This is a genomic window from Bradyrhizobium sp. AZCC 1588 (assembly GCF_036924735.1).
GTDB lineage: Bacteria > Pseudomonadota > Alphaproteobacteria > Rhizobiales > Xanthobacteraceae > Bradyrhizobium.
The window spans coordinates 5,400,500-5,422,809 of sequence record NZ_JAZHSC010000001.1 but is presented as its reverse complement, the minus strand read 5'-3'; the positions used below and the strand labels follow the sequence as shown (position 1 = coordinate 5,422,809).

16 protein-coding genes are annotated in these 22,310 nt (G+C 63.6%); 9 read left to right on the top strand and 7 right to left on the bottom strand.

Annotation, left to right across the window (positions count from 1 at the left end; translation table 11 throughout):
• Nucleotides 1-999 precede the first annotated feature (999 nt).
• Nucleotides 1,000-2,379 carry a cation-efflux pump gene (locus tag V1277_RS25185; RefSeq protein WP_334418619.1) on the top strand — a complete coding sequence of 460 codons (1,380 nt, stop codon included), beginning with the start codon at nt 1,000-1,002 and terminating at the stop codon, nt 2,377-2,379.
• A 191-nt stretch (nt 2,380-2,570) separates the two neighbouring features.
• Nucleotides 2,571-4,889 (top strand): PAS domain-containing sensor histidine kinase, encoded by a 2,319-nt coding sequence (locus tag V1277_RS25180; protein WP_334418618.1) that lies wholly within the window; start codon nt 2,571-2,573, stop codon nt 4,887-4,889.
• A gap of 2 nt (nt 4,890-4,891) precedes the next feature.
• Here V1277_RS25180 and V1277_RS25175 read toward each other — a convergent pair whose 3' ends face one another.
• Complete coding sequence (locus V1277_RS25175; RefSeq protein WP_334418616.1) at nt 4,892-5,782, bottom strand: LysR family transcriptional regulator; 891 nt, start codon at nt 5,780-5,782, stop codon at nt 4,892-4,894.
• 56 nt (nt 5,783-5,838) lie between these two features.
• Here V1277_RS25175 and V1277_RS35065 point away from each other — a divergent pair, with 56 nt between their 5' ends.
• A complete protein-coding gene (locus V1277_RS35065) occupies nt 5,839-6,066 on the top strand; it encodes a formate dehydrogenase subunit delta (RefSeq protein WP_442894600.1) in 228 nt (75 codons plus the stop codon).
• Nucleotides 6,067-6,139: 73 nt separating this feature from the next.
• Here the strand turns inward: V1277_RS35065 and V1277_RS25165 are convergent, their stop codons facing one another.
• Complete coding sequence (locus V1277_RS25165; RefSeq protein ID WP_334418615.1) at nt 6,140-6,916, bottom strand: DUF4394 domain-containing protein; 777 nt, start codon at nt 6,914-6,916, stop codon at nt 6,140-6,142.
• 112 nt (nt 6,917-7,028) lie between these two features.
• Between V1277_RS25165 and V1277_RS25160 the strand changes: the two genes are divergently transcribed.
• The 3 genes from V1277_RS25160 to V1277_RS25150 all read left to right on the top strand — a co-directional run bounded on the left by V1277_RS25160 (nt 7,029) and on the right by V1277_RS25150 (nt 9,241).
• Nucleotides 7,029-7,649 carry a sigma-70 family RNA polymerase sigma factor gene (locus V1277_RS25160; RefSeq protein WP_334418614.1) on the top strand — a complete coding sequence of 207 codons (621 nt, stop codon included), beginning with the start codon at nt 7,029-7,031 and terminating at the stop codon, nt 7,647-7,649.
• 47 nt (nt 7,650-7,696) lie between these two features.
• The gene (locus V1277_RS25155) at nt 7,697-8,404 is read left to right on the top strand and encodes an anti-sigma factor (protein WP_334418613.1); all 708 of its coding nucleotides are present in this window, start codon (nt 7,697-7,699) and stop codon (nt 8,402-8,404) included.
• A 615-nt stretch (nt 8,405-9,019) separates the two neighbouring features.
• Nucleotides 9,020-9,241: a hypothetical protein gene (locus V1277_RS25150; protein ID WP_334418612.1), complete on the top strand. Its 222-nt coding sequence runs from the start codon at nt 9,020-9,022 to the stop codon at nt 9,239-9,241.
• Nucleotides 9,242-9,259: 18 nt separating this feature from the next.
• Here the strand turns inward: V1277_RS25150 and V1277_RS25145 are convergent, their stop codons facing one another.
• The gene (locus V1277_RS25145; RefSeq protein ID WP_334418611.1) at nt 9,260-9,469 is read right to left on the bottom strand and encodes a hypothetical protein; all 210 of its coding nucleotides are present in this window, start codon (nt 9,467-9,469) and stop codon (nt 9,260-9,262) included.
• Nucleotides 9,470-10,040: 571 nt separating this feature from the next.
• Here V1277_RS25145 and V1277_RS25140 point away from each other — a divergent pair.
• From V1277_RS25140 to V1277_RS25130, 3 genes are read left to right on the top strand one after another with little or no spacing between them, the layout of a single operon-like run.
• On the top strand, nt 10,041-11,699 hold the full coding sequence (locus V1277_RS25140; protein WP_442894517.1) for an efflux RND transporter periplasmic adaptor subunit: 1,659 nt from the start codon (nt 10,041-10,043) through the stop codon (nt 11,697-11,699).
• A 12-nt stretch (nt 11,700-11,711) separates the two neighbouring features.
• Nucleotides 11,712-14,840: an efflux RND transporter permease subunit gene (locus V1277_RS25135; RefSeq protein WP_334418608.1), complete on the top strand. Its 3,129-nt coding sequence runs from the start codon at nt 11,712-11,714 to the stop codon at nt 14,838-14,840.
• Between the two features lie 28 nt (nt 14,841-14,868).
• Complete coding sequence (locus V1277_RS25130; protein WP_334418606.1) at nt 14,869-15,234, top strand: hypothetical protein; 366 nt, start codon at nt 14,869-14,871, stop codon at nt 15,232-15,234.
• A gap of 33 nt (nt 15,235-15,267) precedes the next feature.
• Here the strand turns inward: V1277_RS25130 and V1277_RS25125 are convergent, their stop codons facing one another.
• The 4 genes from V1277_RS25125 to V1277_RS25110 form a co-directional block, all read right to left on the bottom strand.
• Nucleotides 15,268-18,204, bottom strand: coding sequence for a bifunctional [glutamine synthetase] adenylyltransferase/[glutamine synthetase]-adenylyl-L-tyrosine phosphorylase (locus V1277_RS25125; RefSeq protein WP_334418605.1), 2,937 nt, complete (start codon nt 18,202-18,204; stop codon nt 15,268-15,270).
• Nucleotides 18,201-19,667, bottom strand: a complete 1,467-nt coding sequence (locus V1277_RS25120) for an ATP-binding protein (RefSeq protein WP_334418604.1) — start codon at nt 19,665-19,667, stop codon at nt 18,201-18,203. The genes V1277_RS25125 and V1277_RS25120 overlap by 4 nt, the downstream gene beginning before the upstream one ends.
• Nucleotides 19,651-20,331, bottom strand: a complete 681-nt coding sequence (locus tag V1277_RS25115; protein ID WP_334420448.1) for a response regulator transcription factor — start codon at nt 20,329-20,331, stop codon at nt 19,651-19,653. The genes V1277_RS25120 and V1277_RS25115 overlap by 17 nt, the downstream gene beginning before the upstream one ends.
• Before the next feature lie 291 nt (nt 20,332-20,622).
• On the bottom strand, nt 20,623-22,218 hold the full coding sequence (locus V1277_RS25110; RefSeq protein WP_334376387.1) for a Do family serine endopeptidase: 1,596 nt from the start codon (nt 22,216-22,218) through the stop codon (nt 20,623-20,625).
• Between the last annotated feature and the right edge of the window lie 92 nt (nt 22,219-22,310).

Here is a 22,310-nt window from a genome sequence, read left to right as displayed (position 1 = left end):
GCCTAGCTACCAACTCATGCAGCACAGCACTGTAAGTTGGCGTCAGCCCCTGTGCGCGGCCGACGTTCCTCGGTGCGCCACCCTGGTTCTATTCGTTCAGACGCCAGCATTCTGTCCTGTCTCCAGGCAAATAACTCGCGTCGCAAAAAATCGATTTTTCTTGAATAATCTATTTTCCATAACAACTTCAACGTGATTTGCCCCGTCCAGTCGTGCCCGCAAAAATATTCCGCTTCGCCGCAGACCCAAATCACGCTTACAAATTCCGCCGTCCCGTCCCGACAAGAGGGGCGTTGGCCATCGTCACGAACGTGGGGCGGGATGCGGTGGACGCGGCAGCGTCGGCGCGAGAGGTTGTTCGCAGGGCGGCTACGGCCGTGAGCGGACACGGCGCGCAGGACGTACGGCGCTGAAGCGTACGGCAAAGCCGTGTGGTCCTGGCACCCGTGGCTGGTGTCAAGCTGACGGAGGTGCGTTGAACCCAACCGGGTTCGACAAGCCTTCAATCCGTCAGCGATGGAGGCAAGAGGAATTCGTCTCCAGGGAGAGCACGGTATAAGCCGTAAAGCCACTGCGCAGGGAATGCCGGAGTGCCTCGGCTGTACCTGTATGCTCGTGTGCGCATCTCTTTGCGCTACTTGCACACGAGACCGCGGGTGCAGCAAAGCACCCGGCATTCCCTGCGCCCTCTTCCTATAGGGCGAATGAATTTGCAAAGCTCGGGCGCAACGTGTCGCGAGAACGTAGACACACACCTGGTTGTCGTCACCCGCGCAGGCGGGTGACCCAGTATTCCAGAGGCGCCAATGATTGAACCGATAGGCCGCGGCGTACTGGATCCCCCGCATGCGCGGGGGACGACGACCGAGTGTTGCGTCGCTATCTCGGCGTCATTGCGAGCGCAGGTCGAAAACAACAATGCGCTCCTGCAAGTGAGTTGCGATAGCACCTCAAACCCTCGCCTTTCATGTTAACTGCCCCCCTGCTAAACCGCCGGCCATGACCACTATCCCCACCATAAAAACCAACGTCGCCGCGATCTCGATCTTCGCCAGCGCCGGCATGGCTGCGGCGAAGTTCGCGGTTGGTATCGCGATCGGCTCGCTCGCGCTGATCTCGGAGGCGCTGCATTCCTCCGTCGACGTGATCGCCACCGTCATCACCTGGCTCGTGGTGCGGGTATCCGACCAGCCGGCCGACGAGGAACATCACTACGGCCACGGCAAATTCGAGAGCCTTTCGGCGCTGTTTGTCATCGCGCTGCTCTACGTGCTGGCCGGCGGCATCCTGGTCGAATCCTGGAGCCGGCTGCGCGAAGGTGCGCCGCCGCCGACGGTATCGGCTGTCCCCTTCGTCGTGCTGGTGATCGATATCGCGGTCAATTTCTGGCGCGCGCGGGCGCTGCATCGCACCGCGCGGCAGACGCGGAGCCAGGCGCTGGCGGCGGACGCGCTGCATTTCGCTTCCGACGTGCTCGGCTCCCTCGCCGTCATCGCCGGCCTCGTGCTGACCGGGCTCGGCTATGCCTGGGGCGACTCGGTCGCCGCCATCGCCGTCGCCGTCATGATCTCGATTCTCGGCCTGCGGCTCGGTCGCTCCACCGTCGAAACCCTGCTCGACCGTGCACCCGCAGGCGCGTCCGAAAAAGCGACCGCCGCCATCCGCGCGGTGCCCGGCGTGGTCGGCGTCGAACGCGTTCGCGTGCGCATGGTCGGGCCGACGCATTTCATCGACGCCATCGTCAAAGTGCCGCGCACCTACCCGATCGACCGGGTCGAGGCGATCAAGAAGACCGCGCAGGCTGCGGTCACGCAAGCGCTCGGCGACGCCGACCTCACCTTCACCGCGGTGCCGGTTGCGCGCGACAATGAGAGCGTGCGCGAGCGCATCATGGTGATCGCCCGCAATGCCGGTCTCGCCGTTCACCATGTCACCGTGCACGATCTCGGCGCACGGCTGATTGTCGGCATCGACCTCGAAGTCGATGGCGACATGGAACTCACCGCCGCGCACGCCATCGCCCACGACCTGGAGCGCAGCATTCGTGAGGAATTTGGCGAGGACGTCGAGGTCGACACCCACATCGAGCCGCTCGAGCCGGAGCTGCCGCACGGCACCGACGCTGCGCCCGAGCGCGTCGAAACCATCAAGGCCGCGCTGTCGCGCTTTGCCGGCGGCAACGGCGCGATCCATGACATTCACAATGTGCGGGTCCGCGACACCGATGCGGGCGAAATCGTCAACTTCCATTGCCGCGCTGCGCCGTCGATGAGCGTCATCAAGGTGCATGAGAATGTCGACGAGATCGAGCGCGCGCTGCGCCGCGCGTTCCCGTCGATCAAGCGCGTCATCAGCCATGCCGAACCGCCGCGCGCGTAGGTTTGCGGGCCCGTTCCCGTTTCGGACTCGCATCGAGCGTGCCTTAATTCGCGTTGGACAAGATTTATTTCTAATTAACGAATCGTTGACTCTCGACAGCCCGAAAAAAGTGGATTCAAATCGGCATGATTCGGAAGTAATGGGGTGCTTCCGGACAATGTGCAAAAGAGCCTTCGGCGGGGGTCTAAAGCATGGCGCGCGCGCATGCGGCGAATGCGGCGAACGCGTGTGTCCAATCCGATTCGATCAAAGGATTGGCGCAGTCGATCGCGAAACCTGCCTACCACCGGCTGCTCACCGCAGAGCCGGCGCTTCGCCGTGCCGTGCCCACGCTCATCATCGCCTTCCTGATCACGATCTGCCTCGGCGCCTTCGTGCAGGTGATCGACCAGAGCCGGCAGAAGCGCGCCGCCATGAAGCGCGACCTCTCCGCGCTCACCGAGCTGTTGGCCGAACGCCTCGACCGCTTCGCTTCGGTCCGGCAGGATCGCGCCGCCAATATCGAGCGGCTGCAGAGCCTGCTGCCCGACCTGATCCCGGCCTGGGGCGTTGCGAGCGGCCGCCACGTCATCATCACCGGCGCCGATCACCGGATTATGGCCCGTGTTCCCGTCGAAGGCAGCCTTGGCGGCGATCGCATCCTCGACGTCATCAGCACCGCGCAACTGCTCGCCACGCCCGGCCAGCAGGGCGTCGTCAACGACATGACGCTGCCGAATGGCAACGGCGCCATGGCGATCTCGCGGCTGGTCAAATCGCTGCCGGGCATGGTCATCGTCATCCAGGAACGGAACGAGCCGCTGTGGGGTTCGGATGCGGCCTTGTCGGTGACGCTGTCGGCCACCACGGGCTTCGTCGTGCTGATCCTCGGCTTCGCCTTCCACTGGCAATCGACCCGCGCCCGCGAGGGCGATCTGATCAACGACGCGGTGCGCGGCCGGATCGATACCGCGCTCAACCGCGGCCGCTGCGGATTGTGGGACTGGGATCTCTCGCGCGGCCGCATTTTCTGGTCGGCATCGATGTTTACGATGCTCGGCCTCGACTCCCGCAACGATCTCCTCACCTTCGGCGAAGTCAACGCGCTGGTGAAATCCGACGACATCGACCTGTTCGCGATCGCCGACCAGATGATCGCCGGCAAAATCACCCACATCGACCAGAGCTTCCGCATGCAGCACACCGGCGGCCACTGGATCTGGCTGCGCGTGCGCTGCGAGCTCAGTCACACCTCGGCCGATGGCGGGCTGCATCTGATCGGCATCGCGGTCGACATCACCGAGCAGAAGAGCCTCGCCGAGAAGACCGTGGAAGCCGACCTCAGGCTGCGCGACGCGATCGAAACCATTCCGGAAGCCTTCGTGCTGTGGGATGCGGAAGATCGCCTCGTGCTCTGCAACTCGCATTTCCAGCGCCTGCACAAATTGCCCGATACGGCGGTGACCCCCGGCACGTCGTACGAGACCGTGATCGAGGTCGGCAGCATGCCGGAGGTTCGCACCAGGCTGCAGGAGACCGGCGCGCAAGCGCCGGGAGCCCGCACCTTCGAGGCGCAGCTCGACGACGGAAGCTGGCTGCATATCAGCGAGCGCCGCACCAAGGACGGCGGCTACGTCTCGGTCGGCACCGACATCACCCGGATCAAGGAACACGAGCAGAAGCTGATCGAAAACGACGCCCGCATGCGCGCCAACGTGCTCGACCTGAAGCGCTCGAAGGCGGAACTGGCCGATCTGGCGGAAAAATATTCGCAGGAGAAGAACCGCGCCGAGGAGGCAAACCAGGCGAAGTCGAAATTCCTCGCCAATATGAGCCACGAGCTGCGCACCCCGCTGAACGCCATCATCGGCTTCTCCGAGATCATGGGCAGCGGCATGTTCGGCGTGCTCGGCTCCGACAAGTATCAGGAGTATTGCCACGACATCCTGACCAGCGGCAAATACCTGCTCGAAGTCATCAACGACATCCTCGACATGTCGAAGATCGAGGCCGGCCGCATGAAGCTCGACATGGAGCAGCTCGACCTGTCGAAGATCCTGGCGGAGTCGCTGCGCGTGGTGTCCGGGCGCGCCGAGGACAAGAACCTGACGCTCGACGCCGATATCGAAAGCACCATCTCCGTGGTGGCCGACCGCCGCGCGGTCAAGCAGATCTTCGTCAACCTGTTGTCCAATGCCGTGAAGTTCACCCCCGACGAAGGCAAGGTCACCGTGCGCAGCCACGTGCTGCCCAACTCGATCGTGCTGATGATCGCCGATACCGGTATCGGCATCGCGCCCGCTTCGCTGCGGCGGCTGGGCAAGCCGTTCGAGCAGGTCGAGAGCCAGCTCACCAAGACCTACCAGGGCTCGGGCCTCGGACTAGCCATCGCGCGGTCGCTGACCAGCCTGCATGGCGGCACGATGCGGCTGCGCTCCACGCTCGGCACCGGCACCGTCGTCCGCATCGTGCTGCCGCGCGAACCGCAGCAGCCGAGCCCGACAGCAAGGGCGGAGGCCGAGGCGGCCTGATCTTACGCCAGCGTCGGCGCCACCTCGCGGGCGACCTGCACCAGCGCCGCGATCAGCGGCGTCATCGGGTCGCGCTGCGGGATCACCATGCCTATGCTGTAGTCGACGATGGGATCGACGATCGGAATGCTGCGGACGGAGTCGGCGAGCCCCAGCGTCTCCGCAAGCTTGGCCGGCATCACGCTCGCCCAGCGCCCGGTCTTCACATGCGTGTAGAGCACCAACAGCGAGTTCGAGGTCAGCGTCGGCGTGGCCTCGGCTCCGACGGACGCCAGCGCGCGATCGATGATGCGGCGGTTCTGCATGTCCGGCGTCAACAGGCACAGCGGCACCTGCCCGACCTCCTTCCAGGTGACCTGCTTGCGGTCGCCGAACATGGCGTCGGGCGCCGTCAGCAGACGATAGCTTTCGTTGTAGAGCGGAATGGTGCGAACCTTGCCGATCGGCTCGTTTTCGATATAGGTCAGCCCAGCGTCGACCTCGAGATTTTCGAGAAGGCCCAGCACGTCGGCCGACGTGCAGGACTGGATGCGAAAGCGAACGTCCGGATAGCGCGCGCGGTACGGCGTCGTGAGCTGCGCCACCATGCCGAGCACGGTCGGGATCGCGGCGATCCTGATTTCGCCGGAGAGCTTGTCCTTGAGGCTGTTGATCTCCTGCCGCATGGCACGCGCGTCGCCGACGATGCGCCGCGCCCAGTCGAGCGTGCGCTCGCCCTCCGGCGTAAAGCCCTGAAAGCGGGAGCCGCGCTGCACCAGCATGACGCCGAGAATTTCCTCGAGCTGCTTGAGGCTGGTCGACATGGTCGGCTGGGTGACGCCGCAGGCTTCCGCAGCCCGCCCAAAATGCCGCTCCTTTGCCAGCGCCAGCAGAAGTTCAAGCTTGTCGATCAAGGAGCAAATCCCGAGAAAATATGGTGACAAAAAGGGCAATTGCCCGGTTGCCATAAATAGCACGGACGGGCGGGTACCAATACTTCAAAAACGGCGTCCGATACCTGCGAATTCAATATAATGTTGATCGTGCTCGATCCCCGGCGCACCGAGATGTTGCCGAGCACATCAAGAAGTTCTGGGACCCGGGGATGCCCAAGGCGATCTTTGCGCATCTGGATTCTGGGGGCACCGGGCGCGAAGCCAATGTCCGCGACGCGCTCGAGGCGCTGAAGAAGGCGTAAGCCAGCGATACGTCTGAGGATCGACCCTGGCGCGGGATGCGCCAGGGTCGAGGCACCAGGCAGCAGGAATCCGCTACATGCCCATAATCGCGATATCCTTCACCGTATCGCTGACGCCGGCGATTTTTGCGGCCTCGGTGGCTTTTCCGGTAGCGAGGTCGACGCTGTAGAGCGTGCCGTCCGCCATCAGCCAGGCTTCGTTCTTGCCGGCACCGTCGGACCAGATGTCAAATGCGACGGTACCCGCCTTGATCCCGAGCTTGCCGATCGCGCCGAGCACGCCGTCATTCGGCGGCGCCTGCTTGATCAATCCGCCGATGGTCGCATCGATGTTGAACAAGGCAGTCTCCTTGGCGCCTTTCACCGAATTGGTGTAAGCGCCGGCAACGATGTTCGGCTTCTCGCCCTTGTGCATGTCGCTCTCGGCATATTTGTGATCGCCGTCCTTGGTCACCTTGCCGTCATCGACATTCGCCCGCAGGTTCATTCCGTCGGCGCCCATCACGCGCAGGCGGTCCGCCGCCGGGTTGAAATCGACAGTTGCGGCCACGCCCTTGGCGAGCATGGTGTCAAGCTTGGACTTCATCGTGGCCTTGCCGTCCATCGCAATGGTCACGACAGTTCCATCATCGACCAGCCCATAGAGCATGCCGTCGGCCGGACGTACGTCGATGCCGACCAGCGCCCCGGAAATGCCGGTGACCTTGACCGAACCGGTCGCTTTTTTCTGCGCGGCATCGACCATGGCAATGGTGTCACCGCCGATCAGCGCGGCAATCTGCGCGGCGTTGGCGGCAGCGGACGACAGCAAGAGTGCGGCCGAAGCGGCGAAAATCGAGCGAAAATTCATCGTAAAGTCTCCCTGTGTTCCTACGATCCTCTCGGGACCGACACAGCGGGTACCGGCGGCACGGCGAAACGGATGCAGCACACTGAAAATAATTTTCGGCACATGCATCCAAATGCCGCATCTCAAGGTAGAACAACTATGCAAGGGCATAGACATGACCGGAAATGGCACGATCACGGCTGGCTGGCGCAACCCCGCCGTTCTCGATCAGGAGCGCGAGTCGCAGCTTGCCGCCGCATTGGCGCGTTGTGCAGCCGGCGACCGTGCTGCGTTGCAGATGATCTACAATAGCGAGGCGCCGCGCATGGTCGGCGTCGCTCGCCGCATTCTGTTTCGGCAGGATCTTGCGGAAGAAGCGGTCCACGATGCCTTTATACGGATCTGGCGCGGTGCAGCCGGGTTCGACCCGCATCGCGGCAGCGCGCGCGGCTGGCTCTATGCGGTGGTGCGCAACCGCGCCCTGAGCATTCATCGCAATGAGCACCGCTATGATACGTCAGACGAAAACGCCCAAAATATCGACTGCGAAGCCACCCTGTCGCGAATGCCGGAAACCAGCGCGCTGCGCCGATGCCTCGAGCGGATCGACCGCCCGCGCCGTGATGTCGTGGTGCTGGCCTACGTTCACGGGATGAGCCACGGAGAGTTGGCGGGAAGACTCAGGGTTCCGCTCGGCACGGTCAAGAGCTGGGTACGGCGCAGCCTGTTTGCGTTGCAGGAGTGCATGGGATGAACCAGCCCGATGCAGATGCCGATGACGCAATGGCCGCCGATTATGTCATGGGCCTGCTGGATGACGCCGAGCACGCCGCGGCCGAACGGCGCATCGAGACCGACGACGGCTTTGCCCGGGCCGTCAGCGCGTGGCGGCAACGGCTTGCAGACCTCGATTCCACCGCCGAGGAAACGCCGCCCAGCCCGGCGCTTTGGCAGCGCATCGCGGATGCAACCAAAATCGCGCCGATCGACGCCCTGCCCTCCGCACGCGCCGCGCTGCGCGGCGCCACGCTGTGGGACAACGTCCGGTTCTGGCGCGGCCTCGGTATCGGCGGCGCGCTCGCCGCGCTGCTGTTTTCGGTGATCATGGTCGGCGCGTTGACAACGTCGCGTCACCTTCGCAACGACCTGATTGCGCTGGCGCAGAGCAAGCCCGTCTACGTCGCCGTGCTGGTGAACGATGCGACCCAAGAGGCCGGAGCCATCGTCAACGCATTTTCAAATGGCCGGGTCGAGCTCATTCCGCTACGTCCGATCGAGGTTCCCGCCGGCCGCACGCTGCAGGTCTGGACGCTGTGGGATCGCGCCGTCGGCCCGAAATCAATCGGCCTCACCGGTCAGTCGCGCACGCTGCAGCTGAATTTGGAGTCGTTGCCGGAGACCGTGCAAAATCAGCTGTTCGAGATCACGCTGGAGCCTGAAGGCGGCTCTCCCATCGGACGACCGACAGGCCCAATCCTGTTCAAGGGTAACGCGGCGCGAACCTTGTAATGGTCGAGCCGTGCCGCTCGTACGTGACGGCAGCGGTTCAGTTTCAGCACCAGCCCTTCTTCCAGTGACCGGGCGGGCAGCCACGGCCGCGCCAACCGACCTTCCGGCCGCGGCTCCAACCAAACGGACGGTAACCATGCCCGCGGCCCCAACCATGCCCGCGGCCGTGCCCGCCCTTTACTTCGATTAGATCGCCCTTGACCAAGGAGTCGTGGATTAACAGGTAGCCGCGGGGCATCGCCGTTGCCGGGGACATAAAAGCCATTGGTAGTGTGAGCACGATTCCAAACAGTAGTTTGCGCATGGGCCATCCCGTTCCAGGGTCGAAGACACCGCTCTCAAGCAGGAAAAAGCGGCAATAGTTCCGCGCGATTGAGGCGGACTCCCGAAAGCCGCCATTGGCGCACCGTTCCCGTCAAAAATCAGGAGGGCCGTCGATCGGCGGGCCAAGCCATTCTTTCGCCCGCAACCGAAAAGATCGGGAACGATATCCATCGTCCGGCGTTGCAGATTAGAGCAGGTAGTTCAGGAAGGAGAAATCCACCGGAATTATCAGCTCAAAAGCCCCGTCAGTTATTTAGATAGCTGGCGGGGTTTTGATTGGGGGAGAGGTTTGTGCCCTACGCGCTGTTCGCCGACGATAGGCAGATCGGTCCCGGCCTCCCGACTGAGGCAGAGGTCTGGAAGCAGGCCCTCGACGCTTCCCTGATTTCCGATCTTCCCGTTACTGACGAAGCAGGCGGGTCGGTTCTGTTGACCCGCTATCACGTGAAGGAAATCAGGGAAGAGCGTTGCGCGCCGGATCCGGCCTGGAGGCTGCCGGACGAAATTTCCTGACGCCGCCTTGCCAGGGCTTCACGCAGATCCCTCTTGTGTCTGCTTGACGAAGGTCAGACCGCTCACGGTCAGCCGTTCCTCGCTGGTTTCGCCTTCGGCCACCAGCCTTTCAAGGTAGGTTTCGAGTTCCGGCAGCTTGCGGTCGAAATCGGCGCCAAGGTCCATCAGCTCGCAGGCTTTCCTGATGCGCTCGATGGGTTTGTCGAAAATATTGATCTCGGTATGCATCCCGGCCTCCTATTCCCGCGACAATTCATAGTGGCCCCAGGAGTTCCAAAGCGCTGCCCAAGTGTGCTACAATCCAACGGTCATGCTGAAGCAACTAATTATATGCGCACTGCGGGCCGCGATCGTCCTGATCGTGCTTTCAATCGCGCCTTCTGTTGCCCAAGCCCATGTCGGCCATACGCACCATGCTGCCGCTGATATCCACGGCGCCCCTGGTCATGCCGCCTCTAATCCATCCGAACGGGCGGTGACGCAAGTAGTGTTGCAACAGGCTCAGCGGGGACAAACCGAGACACCCGCCTCTTCTGACCGGAATTGCGTCGGCGCCTGCTGCACCTTGACATGCGCCGCTTGCTGTGCGGCCGGGTTGCCGAGCTTTGTGCAACTCGTCTCTCTCCCCCGGTCGACAACACGTGTGGCATTTGTCCCGTCCCCGATAGGGCCAGACCGCGCGCCTGCTTCCCTCAGGCGCCCTCCCAAATACTTCATCTGAACGCAAACGATCCGTGAATTTGCGCGGCCCGCGTTACGGCCGGCGGCTGACGGTCATTCAGACTGAAGGATTCTTGGTATGCTTTCCTATTTCGGGCGCGCCCTGCGTGCTCTCGCGGCAGTCGCAGCTCTGTGCGCTGCGATCGCTCCCGCTTCCGCCCATGAGGGTCATGACCATGGCGAACAACCTGCCGTCTCGGCAGGCGCGTTGCCGCGTGGCGAGGCCGATTCCAACGCATTCGAGATCGTTGCCGTCGCCCGCGGCGACCATCTTGAGATCCATCTCGACCGGTTCGCTACGAACGAACCGGTGACCGGTGCAGTACTTGAAGTTGAAACTCCCGGCGGCTCCGTAAGGGCTACCGAGAATGCCGACGGCACATACCGACTAGCGGCGCCGTGGCTGGCAAAGAACGGACGTACCGAACTCATTTTTACCGTTACGGTGGCAGACGCCACCGACATTTTGCCGATGACGATTCAGACTGCGCGTGAGACGGCGCAAAGTGCCTTGCCAGGTGCAGCGACTCATGGCGAACGCATTGGCCAGACTTCGATCCTTCTCGCTCTGGGCGGCCTGATGGCGGGCGCGCTGCTAACGGCCGTGGCGCTCCGTGGGCGACGAGCGGCGGCCATCATCGCCATCCTTGCTGCGCTCACCGGGGTCCGCGAGACGAAAGCGCATGAAGGCCACGGCCATGAGGAAGACAAGGCGCAAGTCGCGATCAGCGCCGTTTCAGGAGAACGCGCCCAGCGCCTGCCGGATGGGACGGTGTTCGTGCCCAAGACGGTGCAGCGGATATTTGCGCTGCGGACGCTCGTCGCCGAACAGGCGAAGCACAGGAAGGTCACCGAACTTCCAGGCAGGATCATTCCCGATCCCAATGCCAGCGGGTATGTGCAATCCGCCGTGGGCGGCCGGCTTTCCGCGCCGGCGGAGGGTTTTCCTCGACTGGGCACACGGGTCAAACAGGGCGATATCCTGGGCTATGTCACGCCGCCGATTCAGGCGATCGATATTTCCGACATGCGGCAGCGCCAGGGTGAACTCGATCAGCAAATCTCGATCGTGGAACGCAGGTTCGCACGTTACGAACAACTCGCGCCGTCGGGCGCTATTTCCCGGACCCAACTCGAGGACACGCGGCTGGAGTTGGAGGGGCTTCGCGAGCGGCGCGCATCGATTGAAAAATCGCGCCGCGACCCCGAACCGCTGATTGCCCCGGTCGCGGGCGTCATCGCTGAAGGCAGCGCCGTGGCCGGCCAAATCGTCCAGCCAAGCTCCGTGGTCTTCAACATCATCGATCCCGCGCGGCTTTGGGTCGAGGCGCTCAGCTTCGAGACCGTCGAACCATCGCAGGGTGCACGGGCGTCGACCTATACGGGCAGAAATTACGACCTCACCTATCGCGGTACCGGCTTCGCCGATCGCAGCCAGTCGGTGCCGGTGCATTTTGCCGTAACGGGCGACACGGCGGGGCTCAGGGCCGGCCAGTTCCTGACTGTACTGGCCGCCACCGACGAAACAAAGGAAGGCCTTGCGGTGCCGCGCAGCAGCGTCGTACGCGGATCGAACGGCCAGGATTTCGTGTACGAGCACGTCACGCCCGAGCGGTTCGTGGCAAGGAGCGTGCGCACGGAGCCCCTCGACGGCGACCGGGTGCTGATCGTGTCCGGTTTCGCTCCGGGCAAGCGGGTCGTGTCGCAAGGCGCGGACCTGCTCGATCACGTGCGCTGAAGGAACACGTTCATGTTCACATTCCTGGTCAGCGGCTCCCTCCGCAACCGCCTCCTCATTCTTGCGATCGCGGGCATCCTCGTTGTGCTCGGCGCCTATACCGCGCGCCGGCTGCCGGTCGACGTGTTCCCCGACCTCAATCGTCCGACCGTCACGATCATGACGGAATCGGAAGGCTACGCCCCGCCGGAAGTCGAGCAGCTCGTCAGCTTCCCGATCGAAACCCAGATGAACGGCGTGCCGGGCGTCAGCCGCGTGCGATCGGTCTCCGGCATCGGGCTTTCGATTGTCTACGTGGAGTTCGACTGGGGCACCGATATCTACCGCAACCGTCAACTGGTCGCGGAACGTCTCGCGCAAGTACAGAGCCAACTGCCGTTGAATGTCACCTCGCAGATCGGGCCCATCAGTTCGATTATGGGTCAAATTCTGCTCGTCGCCGTGACTTCGAAGACTGCCTCCCCGATGGAGGTCCGCGAGATCGCCGATTTCACGATCAGGCCGCGGCTGCTTGCCATACCCGGCGTCGCGCAGGTGATCCCGATCGGCGGCGAGGTCCGCCAGTACCGGATTGCGCCGCTGCCTTCTGCGTTGCGCGCACTCGGTGTGAGCTATGAGCAGGTCGAGCTGGCGCTGCGGCAGTTCGGCACCAATACCGGCGGTGGATTCACCGATCAGAACGCCCGCGAATATCTGATCCGGAATATCGGGCGCACCACGAGCCTGGAAGACCTTCGTAACATCGTCGTTACTACCATCGAGGGACGCCCTATCCTGCTGCGGCAGGTGGCGAACGTCGACTTTGCGCCCAAGGTCAAACGCGGCGATGCAGGTTATATGAGCAGGCCCGCTGTGATCGTCTCGGTCGAGAAGCAGCCTAACGTCGATACAGTGCGGCTGACGCAACAGATCACGCAGGCGCTCGCCGAGCTGGAGCCCAGCCTGCCGTCCGGCGTGAAAGCCAATGAAATCATCTTCCGGCAGGCTGACTTCATTGAAAACTCGATCCAGAACCTCGAACGGGTATTGCTCGAAGCAGCGCTCGTCGTAGCGGCCATCCTGTTCGCATTTCTCCTCAACTGGCGCACCACGGCAATCTCGCTTACGGCGATCCCGGTCTCGATCCTGACCACAGCCATCATCTTCACGCTGCTCGGTCTCTCGATCAATACGATGACCCTGGGAGGACTCGCTATCGCCATCGGCGAACTGGTCGACGACGCCGTCGTCGATGTCGAGAATATCTTCCGCCGACTGCGCGAGAACAGGGAGCAAGGCAATCCCCGTTCAGTCTTCGACGTGGTGGTTTCGGCATCCAACGAAGTGCGATCGGGAATTGTTTATGCCACGATGATCATCGTCCTTGTGTTCGTGCCGCTGTTTGCGCTCTCGGGCATCGAGGGACGACTGTTCGCACCGCTGGGCCACGCCTACATCATCTCGATCCTCGCAAGCCTGCTGGTTTCGATCACGCTGACGCCCGTGTTGGCATACTACCTGCTACCGGGGATGAAGCGGCTAACGGAACGGGAGAGCTGGCTTGTTCGCAAGCTCAAGTCCGCCAACCATGCCGCGCTCCGGTTCGCTTTCGCCCGCAAAGGATTGCTGCTTAGCCTGACGGCGCTCGCCGTGTTGGGCGCCGGCGCGGGCGCATTCGCCTTGAAGCGCGCGTTCCTGCCGGCTTTCAATGAGGGTACTTTCACGATCAACATTGCGTTCGCCCCGGGAGTTTCGCTCTCGGAATCCAGCCGGGTGGGATCGATCGCGGAACGCCTGCTGCTCGATGTGCCGGAAGTAATCAGTGTTGGGCGGCGGACAGGGCGCGCGGAGCTGGACGAGCACGCTGAAGGCGTCCATTCCTCGGATCTTGAAGTCGATCTCAAGCCCTCGCGGCGGCCAAAATCCGAGATCGTCGCGGATATTCGTTCCCGGCTTTCGGTGCTGCCGCTCTCGATCAATGTCGGGCAGCCGATCTCGCACCGGCTCGATCACCTGCTCTCGGGCGTTCGTGCCGAACTCGCCCTCAAACTGTTCGGCGACGACCTCGACACGCTGCGAAACAGCGCAGAGGAACTCCGTGCACGGCTCGCCAAGATTGACGGCATCCAGGACCTCCAGGTCGAAAAGCAGGTGCGTATTCCGCAACTCGAAGTCCGCGTCGATTATACGCGGGCGGCATTGTATGGCGTGCAGCCCGGTGCCGTTACGGAACAATTATCGCGGCTATCGAGTGGGCGCGTCATCTCGCGCGTGGTCGATGGCTACAAGCGCCACGACGTGGTCATGAGGCTGCCCGAGCGGCTGCGCACGACCGAAAAGCTCGGCGAACTCCTGATCAAGACCCCCTCCGGCTGGATACCAGCACGTCAGATCGCGGACGTGAAGGAAACGGATGGGCCGAACCAAATCCTGAGAGAGAACGGCCGCAGACGCATTGTCGTGCTGGCGAACTCCGACGGCAAAACCGACATGGCCGAGATCGTGCGCCGCATTCGCGCCGAATTGCAGGCGACGAGCCTGCCGCAGGGCGTCACCGCGAACCTTGAAGGCACATTCCAGGCTCAGGAGGAAGCCAGCCTCAGAATCGGTATCCTTTCAGCCATTTCTCTCGCGCTGATCTTTGCGATTCTCTATAGCCGCTATCGCTCCGCCGTGCTGGCCTTGATCATCATGGGTGGCGTCCCGCTCGCGCTGGTCGGCTCGGTCGCGGCGCTGGCGCTGACCGACCAGCCGCTATCCGTCGCCAGCATGGTCGGATTCATCACGCTGACGGGAATCGCGACACGCAACGGGATTCTGAAGATAAGCCACTACATCAATCTTGCTTTGCAGGAACGGATGCCGTTCGGGCCGGAGCTTGTGATCCGCGGAAGCCTCGAGCGCATGACGCCTGTGCTGATGACCGCGCTTTCCGCGGGACTTGCGCTGCTCCCGCTGCTTGTCGCGGCGGACGAGCCGGGCAAGGAAATCCTGCACCCCGTCGCGGTGACGATCTTCGGTGGGCTTATCAGCGCGACCCTGCTCGATGCGCTGATTACGCCGGTCCTGTTTCTCATGTTCGGCAGAAAGCCGCTGATGCGGCTGATGCAGCGGCAGTCCGACGAGTCTCTCGGGAAACATGCTGCCTCACATTCCTATTGATCGCTCAAGTCTTGAAAGGAGACCGCGCATGAAGTTCAGATATCTCGCTCTCGGCGCCGCCCTGCTGGCGGGGATTCCGGCATACGCACACGAGCCGAAAGCGTCCCATGGCGGGCGTCTCGCCGAAGCCGGTCCATACCATGTAGAACTCGTCGCGAAGGACAAGGCGATTGAAATCTTCCTCATAGGCGAAAACGACAAGCCGGTTGACCCGAAGGGCTTCAAGGGCGTTGCCATTTTCAATCTTGGAGGAAGGGCCGAACGCATAACGCTCGCTCCTTCGGAAAAGAACAACCTGAGTGGAACAGCGGCCACGGCCCTACCGGCCAATCCCAAGGGTGCGGTTCAGCTCACAGCGCCCGATGGCAAGACTGCAACGGCACGGTTTGACTGACGCGCCCGTCGCGGCCATGGGCGCGCCAGTAACCTAGCCCCCGCCCATCAGTGCCCGAAACACCCGCCTTACCTCGCCTTGCGTCTCGCGCAGGCGGGCTTCCAGCGTCGAGAAATCCGGCGTGTCGCCAGCGCGCGCCATGACGCGCAAGAGGTTCTCTCCCGACGTCTCCGGCCTGAATTTGCCGGTGACGCAAAGCCTGAGGATCTGCGTCAGGTCGTGATAGAGCCGCGCCGCCGAACGCAAAATCTCGGCGTCGGATGGCGGCAGCACGCCGAGGCGTGCGGCGTTGTCAAGCACCTGCAGCGTGGAGACGCTGAGGATCTCGGGCTTTTCCGAGGCGTGAACGAGCTGCAAATACTGCGCGATGAAATCGATGTCGACCAGGCCGCCGGCGGCCTGCTTGAGGTTCCAGATGTCGTCCTCGCCCTTCTCCAGCGCAATCGCCCGGCGCATGTCGGCGACGTCGCCGGCGGTAGAGGCCGCATCGCGCGGCCGCGTCAGCACGTTGCGGATCGCGTCCTCGATCTCTTTCCGAAACGCCGGTGAAGCCGAGATCACTCGCGCCCGCGTCAGCGCCATGTGCTCCCAAGTCCAGGCTTCGCGTTCCTGATAGTCGGAAAAGGAATCGATCCGCGACGCCAGCGGCCCGGCGCGGCCCGACGGCCGCAGCCGCATATCGACCTCATAGAGTACGCCGTAGTTGGTCCGCGTCGTAAACGCCGAGATCAACCGCTGGGTTAGCCGCGTAAAATATTGCGCGCCGTGCAGCGATCGTTCGCCGTCGGAATCGGGATTGTCCGCGTCGAAATCATACAGCAGGATCAGGTCGAGATCGGAAGATGCCGTCATCTCGCGGCTGCCGAGCCGGCCCATCGCGAGGATCGCGGTCTCCTGTCCCTTGATGCGGCCGTACTGGGTCGCGAACTGGTCTCTCACCAGGCCGTGCACGGTATGCACGATGCCCTCGGCGACGTCGGCAAAGGCGACGCCGGCGTGCTGGGCGGAAACCGTGCCGGACAGGATCCGCGTGCCGATCAAAAACAGGCTCTCCTGCCCGAACAGCCGCAGGCGATCGAGAAAGTCTTCGTAGGAGTCCGCGTCCTTCAGCGTCGCCGCCAGCCGCGCCGACAATTCCTTTCGGTCCGGCATCGCGCCGAAGAAACGGGGATCGATCAAGCCGTCCATGATCTGCGGCTGGCGCGCCAGCATGTCGCCGAGCCGCGGCGCGGCGCCGAGGATCAAGGCCACCAGCGCGACCAGGTCGCGGTTCTGGCTCAACAGTGAAATCAGCCGGCCGCCGCGCTGCAATGCGCCGAGAAAGCGATCGAACGTGGTCACGGCGTCGTCAGGGTCTTCGGCATGCGCGAGACCGTGGATCAGGCCGGGCACGAATTCGATGAAGGCAGCCTTGGTCGCCTCGTTGCGGAGCGCGCGATAGTTGCCCTGCATCCAGTGCTGCAGGGTGCCAGCCACCGCGACGGGCTTCTTGAAGCCGAGCATCGTCAGGTGATCGAGCAGACGCGCATCCTCAGGCCCACCGGCATAATTGAGCTGCGGCAGCTTCACCGTGCCGGTCGGATCGCCTTCGAACAACTTGCCGTAATGTCCCTGCACGATGTTGAGATGGCCTAGCAAGTCCTTCGCAAAGGCCGCCCGGCTCTCATAGCCGAAGAAGTTTGCAAAGCGCTCCACGGCCTCGGCATCCTCGGGCAGCGCATGGGTCTGCTCGTCCGAGATCATCTGCAGCCGGTGCTCGACGCGGCGCAGGAACTCATAGGCGGCGGTCAACTCGTCGTGGGCCTGAAAGCTGATCCAGTTGCTGGTCGCCAGCACCTGCAGCGCATGCAGCGTGGGGCGCACCCGCAGTTCCGGATGGCGACCGCCGGCAATGAGCTGTTGCGTCTGCGCGAAGAACTCGATCTCACGGATGCCGCCGCGGCCGACCTTGACGTTATGACCTTCGACCGCGATCTCGCTCTGGCCGCGATAGGTCTGCATCTGCCGCTTCATGTCGTGGACGTCGGCGAGCGCGGCAAAATCCAGATGCTTGCGCCAGACGAACGGCGACAGTTCCGCGATCAGCGCCTCGCCCGCTTTGGCGTCGCCGGCGCAAACGCGCGCCTTGATCATCGCGGCGCGTTCCCAGGTCCGCCCTTCCCGCTCGTAGTAATGCAGCGCCGCCTCGGTCGAGATCGCCACCTGCGTCGAGGCCGGATCGGGCCGCAGGCGCAGATCGACGCGGAACACGTAACCCTCGCCGGAGCGTTGCTGCAACAGGCGGGCGAGCGCCTGCGTCACCCGCACGAAGAACGGCGCGGGCTCGATGTCTGTTACCAGCGAGGTGCGGGTGGGATCGAAAAACACGATCAGGTCGATGTCGCTGGAGTAGTTCAATTCGCCCGCGCCCATCTTGCCCATCGCGAGCACGATCAATCCGCTGTCCTCCTCCGGTCGATCATGATTGAGCGCGGTCATGCGGCCGCGCGCGACCTCCTGACGTAGCAGGAAGCGCAGCGCCGTCTGCACGGACACGGTTGCAAGATCGGTCAGCGCCGCCGTCACCCGCATCACCGGCCAGACCCCGCCGATATCGCACAGCGCGATCAATAACGCGGCCTCCGATTTCATGCTGCGAAGCAGATGCATCACGTCGGCCTCGCCCGCGGCAGCGAGTACGTCGCGCGTGCCTTTCTCGATCAGCGAGGTGAGATGTGGTTCCGGGTCGCATGCCAGCAAGCGCAGCAGCCGAGCGGCGTCAGCCCGGATCAGGTCGAACAGGTATGGCGAGAACTCGGCGATGCCAAGCAGGATGGTCCTGGCGAGCGGGCGATCCAGCCACGCCTTGATCTCAGCCGATTGCTCCGGCTCCAGTTCGGCGAGCCAGTCTCCCAGGCGTTGTTCGGCGTTACTGCTGGCTGCGACATGCGGCCCGCTGACGAACCGCGCGGCCAAGGCGGAGGAATTCATGCCACCTTCTGTGGCACATCCTGCGTTTGAGCCGCAAGCCTGTTGGCCGCGGCAGATAGCGCCGGGACGACCAGCGTCGCGGTCAGGCCGGGACGGGAATCGCCGAGCCTGAGTTCGCCGCCATGCAAGGTCGCCACCGCGGACGCCAGGCTGAGCCCGAGGCCGGAACCCGGCAGCGTGCGGCTCGCCTCAAGCCGCACGAATCGCTCGACCGCGTGCTTGCGATCGCCTTCGGGAATGCCGGGTCCATGATCGGTGACGCTGAGCAGCACGTGGTCGCCTTCGCGTCGCGCCTCGATCAGGATCTCCCTGGTGCGCGCCGCGGCGGCAGGGTCCAGCGGTTGCACCACCGGCGAGGGCTTGCCGTACTTGATGGCGTTCTCGACCAGATTGGCAAGTGCCTGGCTGATCAGTTCGCGGTTGCCATGCAGCCGCGCGGTCGCGGTTTTGACGCGGAGCGTCATGCCGTCGTCCTCGGCCAGCGGCTCATACAATTCGTGGATGCCCCTGGCGACGTCGGCTGCGTCGAAATCATCCATGTTGCCGCGCGCCTGCCCGGACTCGGCGCGCGCGATCATCAACAGCGCGTTGAAGGTGCGGATCAGGCCGTCGGATTCCTCGATGGTCCGCTCCAGCGCCGCGCGGTATTCGGCCTCGCTGCCCGAACTCGCCAGCGCCTCCTCGGCACGGTTGCGCAAGCGCGTTAGCGGCGTCTTGAGGTCATGGGCGATGTTGTCGGAGACTTCCTTCAGCCCCATCATGAGGGTCTCGATGCGCTCCAGCATGGCGTTGAGGTTTTCCGCGAGACGGTCGAGCTCGTCGCCGGAGCGCCCGACTGGCAGCCGCTCCGAGAGGTCGCCCGCCATGATGCGTCTTGTGGTGCCGGTCATGGCGTCGATCCGTTGCAGCACCCGCCGCGCCACGAAGATACCGCCGCCGATGCCGAGCACGATGACGACCAGCAGCGACCATTGCGCGGCCTTGGCGACGATGCCGAACAGCCGCCGCCGTTCCTCAAGATCGCGGCCGACCAGCAGCCTGAATCCGTTGTCAAGTTCGGTGACACGCACCAGCGCGCGATGATTGGTGGTATCCTGCTCGTCGAGCCTGCGATACATCGTCTCCGACCAGCCTGTGGAGGCCATCACGCCCGGGGACAGCGATTCGACATTGCCGCCGAACGCTTTCCCCTCAGGCGTGGTGACAAGATAGAGATTGGCGCCAGGACGCAGCGCGCGGTAGCCGAGCGTGTTGAAAAGGCCGCGCAGGCCGCGGCGCGTGTAGATGGTCTGGATCTCGGCGATCTCGGCATTGACGATCGTAGTGATCTGCTCGTTGATCATCCGCCGCGTATTCCAGGCGAAATAACCCAGCAGCGACGCGGCAAACAGCGCGAACAGAAACAGATAGACCAGCGTCAGCCGGAACGCCGTGGTGCGGATCAGTTTACCGAAGGCCGTCACGGATCATGTATCCGGCGCCGCGGATCGTGTGCAGCAAGGGCCGATCAAAGCCCTTGTCGATCTTGGAGCGCAGCCGCGAAATGTGCACGTCGATGACATTGGTCTGCGGATCGAAATGATAATCCCAGACGTTTTCCAGAAGCATGGTGCGGGTCACCACCTGACCGGCGTGCTTCATCAGATATTCGAGCAGGCGAAACTCGCGCGGCTGCAGCGTCAGCTCGTCCTTGCCGCGGGCGACACGATGAGAAAGACGGTCGAGCTCGAGATCGCCGACGCGGTAGGTGGTCTCCTCGGCCGGGCCGACATTGCGGCGCGACAGCACTTCGACGCGGGCCTGCAATTCGGCGAATGAATAGGGTTTTGGCAGATAGTCGTCGCCGCCGGCGCGCAGGCCCTTGATGCGGTCGTCGACCTGGCCGAGCGCGGAGAGGATCAGAACCGGCGTGCGATTGCCCCTCTCGCGCAAGCTCCCGATCACGGACAGGCCGTCGCGCTTGGGCAGCATGCGGTCGACCACCAGCACGTCGTAGTCGCCGCTCTCGGCCATCGATAGCCCCTCCTCGCCATCGCTGGCGAGATCGGCGACATAGCCGACTTCACGGAACGCCTTGACCAGATAGTCGGCGGACTCGCGGTCGTCTTCGATGATCAACAGGCGCATCTGAGTGACGGGTGTGGGGATTGCTGCGGGGGCGCTCACAGGATTTGGTTCCTCTCACCATGGCGCGACCGCCCTGCACATGCAAGGCGACCGCGCGTTATCGCAATCAAGTGAAAAGAGCGGGCGATGAGGCTGGGGGACCTCACCGCCCTTAGGCCCTTCCGACGGAGGGGGGCGTATTCCGAAGGAAGGTTGCCAGAGGGAGCGAGTTTTGGACCCGCTCCCCGGAAGGAGACGTCGGCGGGGGCGACGAATGCCGGCGTGACCCTCCATCTGGTATCTAGTCCTCGTTTAGCCCTTTGCCAGCGGCACCGCGACGAAGCGCGACGAACCGCCGCTCTTCACGCGCATGAGAACGCTGTTCTTGTTCTCGGTCCGCGCGGCGTCGATTGCCTCACGGACTTCGCTCGGGCTGCCGACGGTCTTGCCGGCGACCTCAAGAATGACGTCGCCTTCCTTGAAGCCGCGCTCGGCCGCCGCACTCTTCGGGTCCACCTCGGTAACCACGACGCCTTCCCTGCCGGCGCCGGCCACGCTGTTGGCGGGCGCCACCGTCAAGCCGAGCTTCGGCACGTCAGTTCCCTTGGTCGCGCCGCCCTTGTCTTCCTTGCCGATGTCGGCCTTGGTTTCGACCGTGTTCGGCAACTGGCCGAGCGTGAGGTTGACGACCTTGTCCTGGCCCTTTTGCAGCACGTTGAGCTTGACCGCGGTGCCGGGTGCGAGACCGCCGATGGTGCGGGCGAGTTCCCTGGCATCCTTGACCGGCTCGCCATTGACGGCGGTGATGACGTCACCGGACTGGATGCCGGCCTTGGCCGCCGGACCATTCTGCTGCGGTTCCGCCACCAGCGCGCCTTGGGCCTTCTTCATGCCGAGGCTGTCGGCGATGTCGGAGGTCACCGGCTGGATCTGGACGCCAATCCACCCGCGGCTGACCGAGCCCTTGTCCTTGAGCTGGGCGACTACCGACTTCACCGTCGAGGCAGGGATCGAGAACGCGATGCCGACGCTGCCGCCGGACGGCGAATAGATCGCGGTGTTGACACCCATCACCTCGCCATTGGTGTCGAATGCCGGACCGCCGGAGTTACCCTTGTTCACGGGCGCATCGATCTGGATGAAATCGTCGTACGGACCGTTGCCGATGTCGCGGCCGGAGGCCGAGACGATGCCGGCGGTTACGGTGCCGCCGAGGCCGAACGGGTTGCCGACCGCGAGCACCCAGTCGCCGATCCGCGGCTTGCTATCGGACAGCTTGGCGAACGGGAAATCGGTGCGGCCCTCGACCTTGATCAGCGCCAGATCGGTGCGCTGATCGGTGCCGATCACCTTCGCGGTGTAGGTCTTGCCGTCTTCCATCGTGATTTCGACCTTGTCGGCGCCGTCAACCACGTGGTTGTTGGTCACGGCATAGCCGTCAGGCGAGATGAAGAAGCCGGAACCCTGACCCGTTACCGGGCCACGGGGACCACGCGGTCCGCCGCGCAGGCCCGGGGGCAAGCCATCCGGACCACCGAAGCGGCGGAAGAAGCGCTCCATCGGCGAGCCCGGCGGGAACGGCGAGTCATCGTCCTTGTTGGCGCTATCGTCCTTGGAACTCTTGTCGGCGATGTTGATCTTCACCGAAATCACCGACGGCTTCACGCGCTCGACAATGTCGGCAAAACCGATCGGCCGCTCGACCTTGCGGACCTCGGTGTTGACCTGCGCGTGCGCCGCGCCGGCAAAGATATCAGCCGGGCCCTGTTGCGGCGAGAAGCCATACACGGCGGCGCCAAGGCCGGCGACAACGGAGGCCATCAGCGCGAACTTGCGGGCGGAGAACAGCGAACGGCGGGCTGCGCCGTTGGACGGTAGCGAGGAAAGATCGACGGGACGTTCGGTCATGTTTGTAAAATCTCCAGAGCGAGAATTCTTCACTTCTACGGTGCGGGGGTTGGGGCACCTGTCACATCGGAAGATGGGGCCTGCCGCCTTAC

Bases quoted from the DNA above. Each gene is read 5' to 3' on its own strand.
- V1277_RS25135 (WP_334418608.1), top strand. From the start codon at position 11,712: ATGTTCACATTCCTGGTCAGCGGCTCCCTCCGCAACCGCCTCCTCATT.
- V1277_RS25115 (WP_334420448.1), bottom strand. From the start codon at position 20,331: ATGCGCCTGTTGATCATCGAAGACGACCGCGAGTCCGCCGACTATCTG.
- V1277_RS25110 (WP_334376387.1), bottom strand. From the start codon at position 22,218: ATGACCGAACGTCCCGTCGATCTTTCCTCGCTACCGTCCAACGGCGCA.
- V1277_RS25140 (WP_442894517.1), top strand. From the start codon at position 10,041: ATGCTTTCCTATTTCGGGCGCGCCCTGCGTGCTCTCGCGGCAGTCGCA.
- V1277_RS25165 (WP_334418615.1), bottom strand. From the start codon at position 6,916: ATGAATTTTCGCTCGATTTTCGCCGCTTCGGCCGCACTCTTGCTGTCG.
- V1277_RS25145 (WP_334418611.1), bottom strand. From the start codon at position 9,469: ATGCATACCGAGATCAATATTTTCGACAAACCCATCGAGCGCATCAGG.
- V1277_RS25155 (WP_334418613.1), top strand. From the start codon at position 7,697: ATGGGCCTGCTGGATGACGCCGAGCACGCCGCGGCCGAACGGCGCATC.
- V1277_RS25160 (WP_334418614.1), top strand. From the start codon at position 7,029: ATGCCGCATCTCAAGGTAGAACAACTATGCAAGGGCATAGACATGACC.
- V1277_RS25180 (WP_334418618.1), top strand. From the start codon at position 2,571: ATGGCGCGCGCGCATGCGGCGAATGCGGCGAACGCGTGTGTCCAATCC.
- V1277_RS25130 (WP_334418606.1), top strand. From the start codon at position 14,869: ATGAAGTTCAGATATCTCGCTCTCGGCGCCGCCCTGCTGGCGGGGATT.
- V1277_RS25125 (WP_334418605.1), bottom strand. From the start codon at position 18,204: ATGAATTCCTCCGCCTTGGCCGCGCGGTTCGTCAGCGGGCCGCATGTC.
- V1277_RS25185 (WP_334418619.1), top strand. From the start codon at position 1,000: ATGACCACTATCCCCACCATAAAAACCAACGTCGCCGCGATCTCGATC.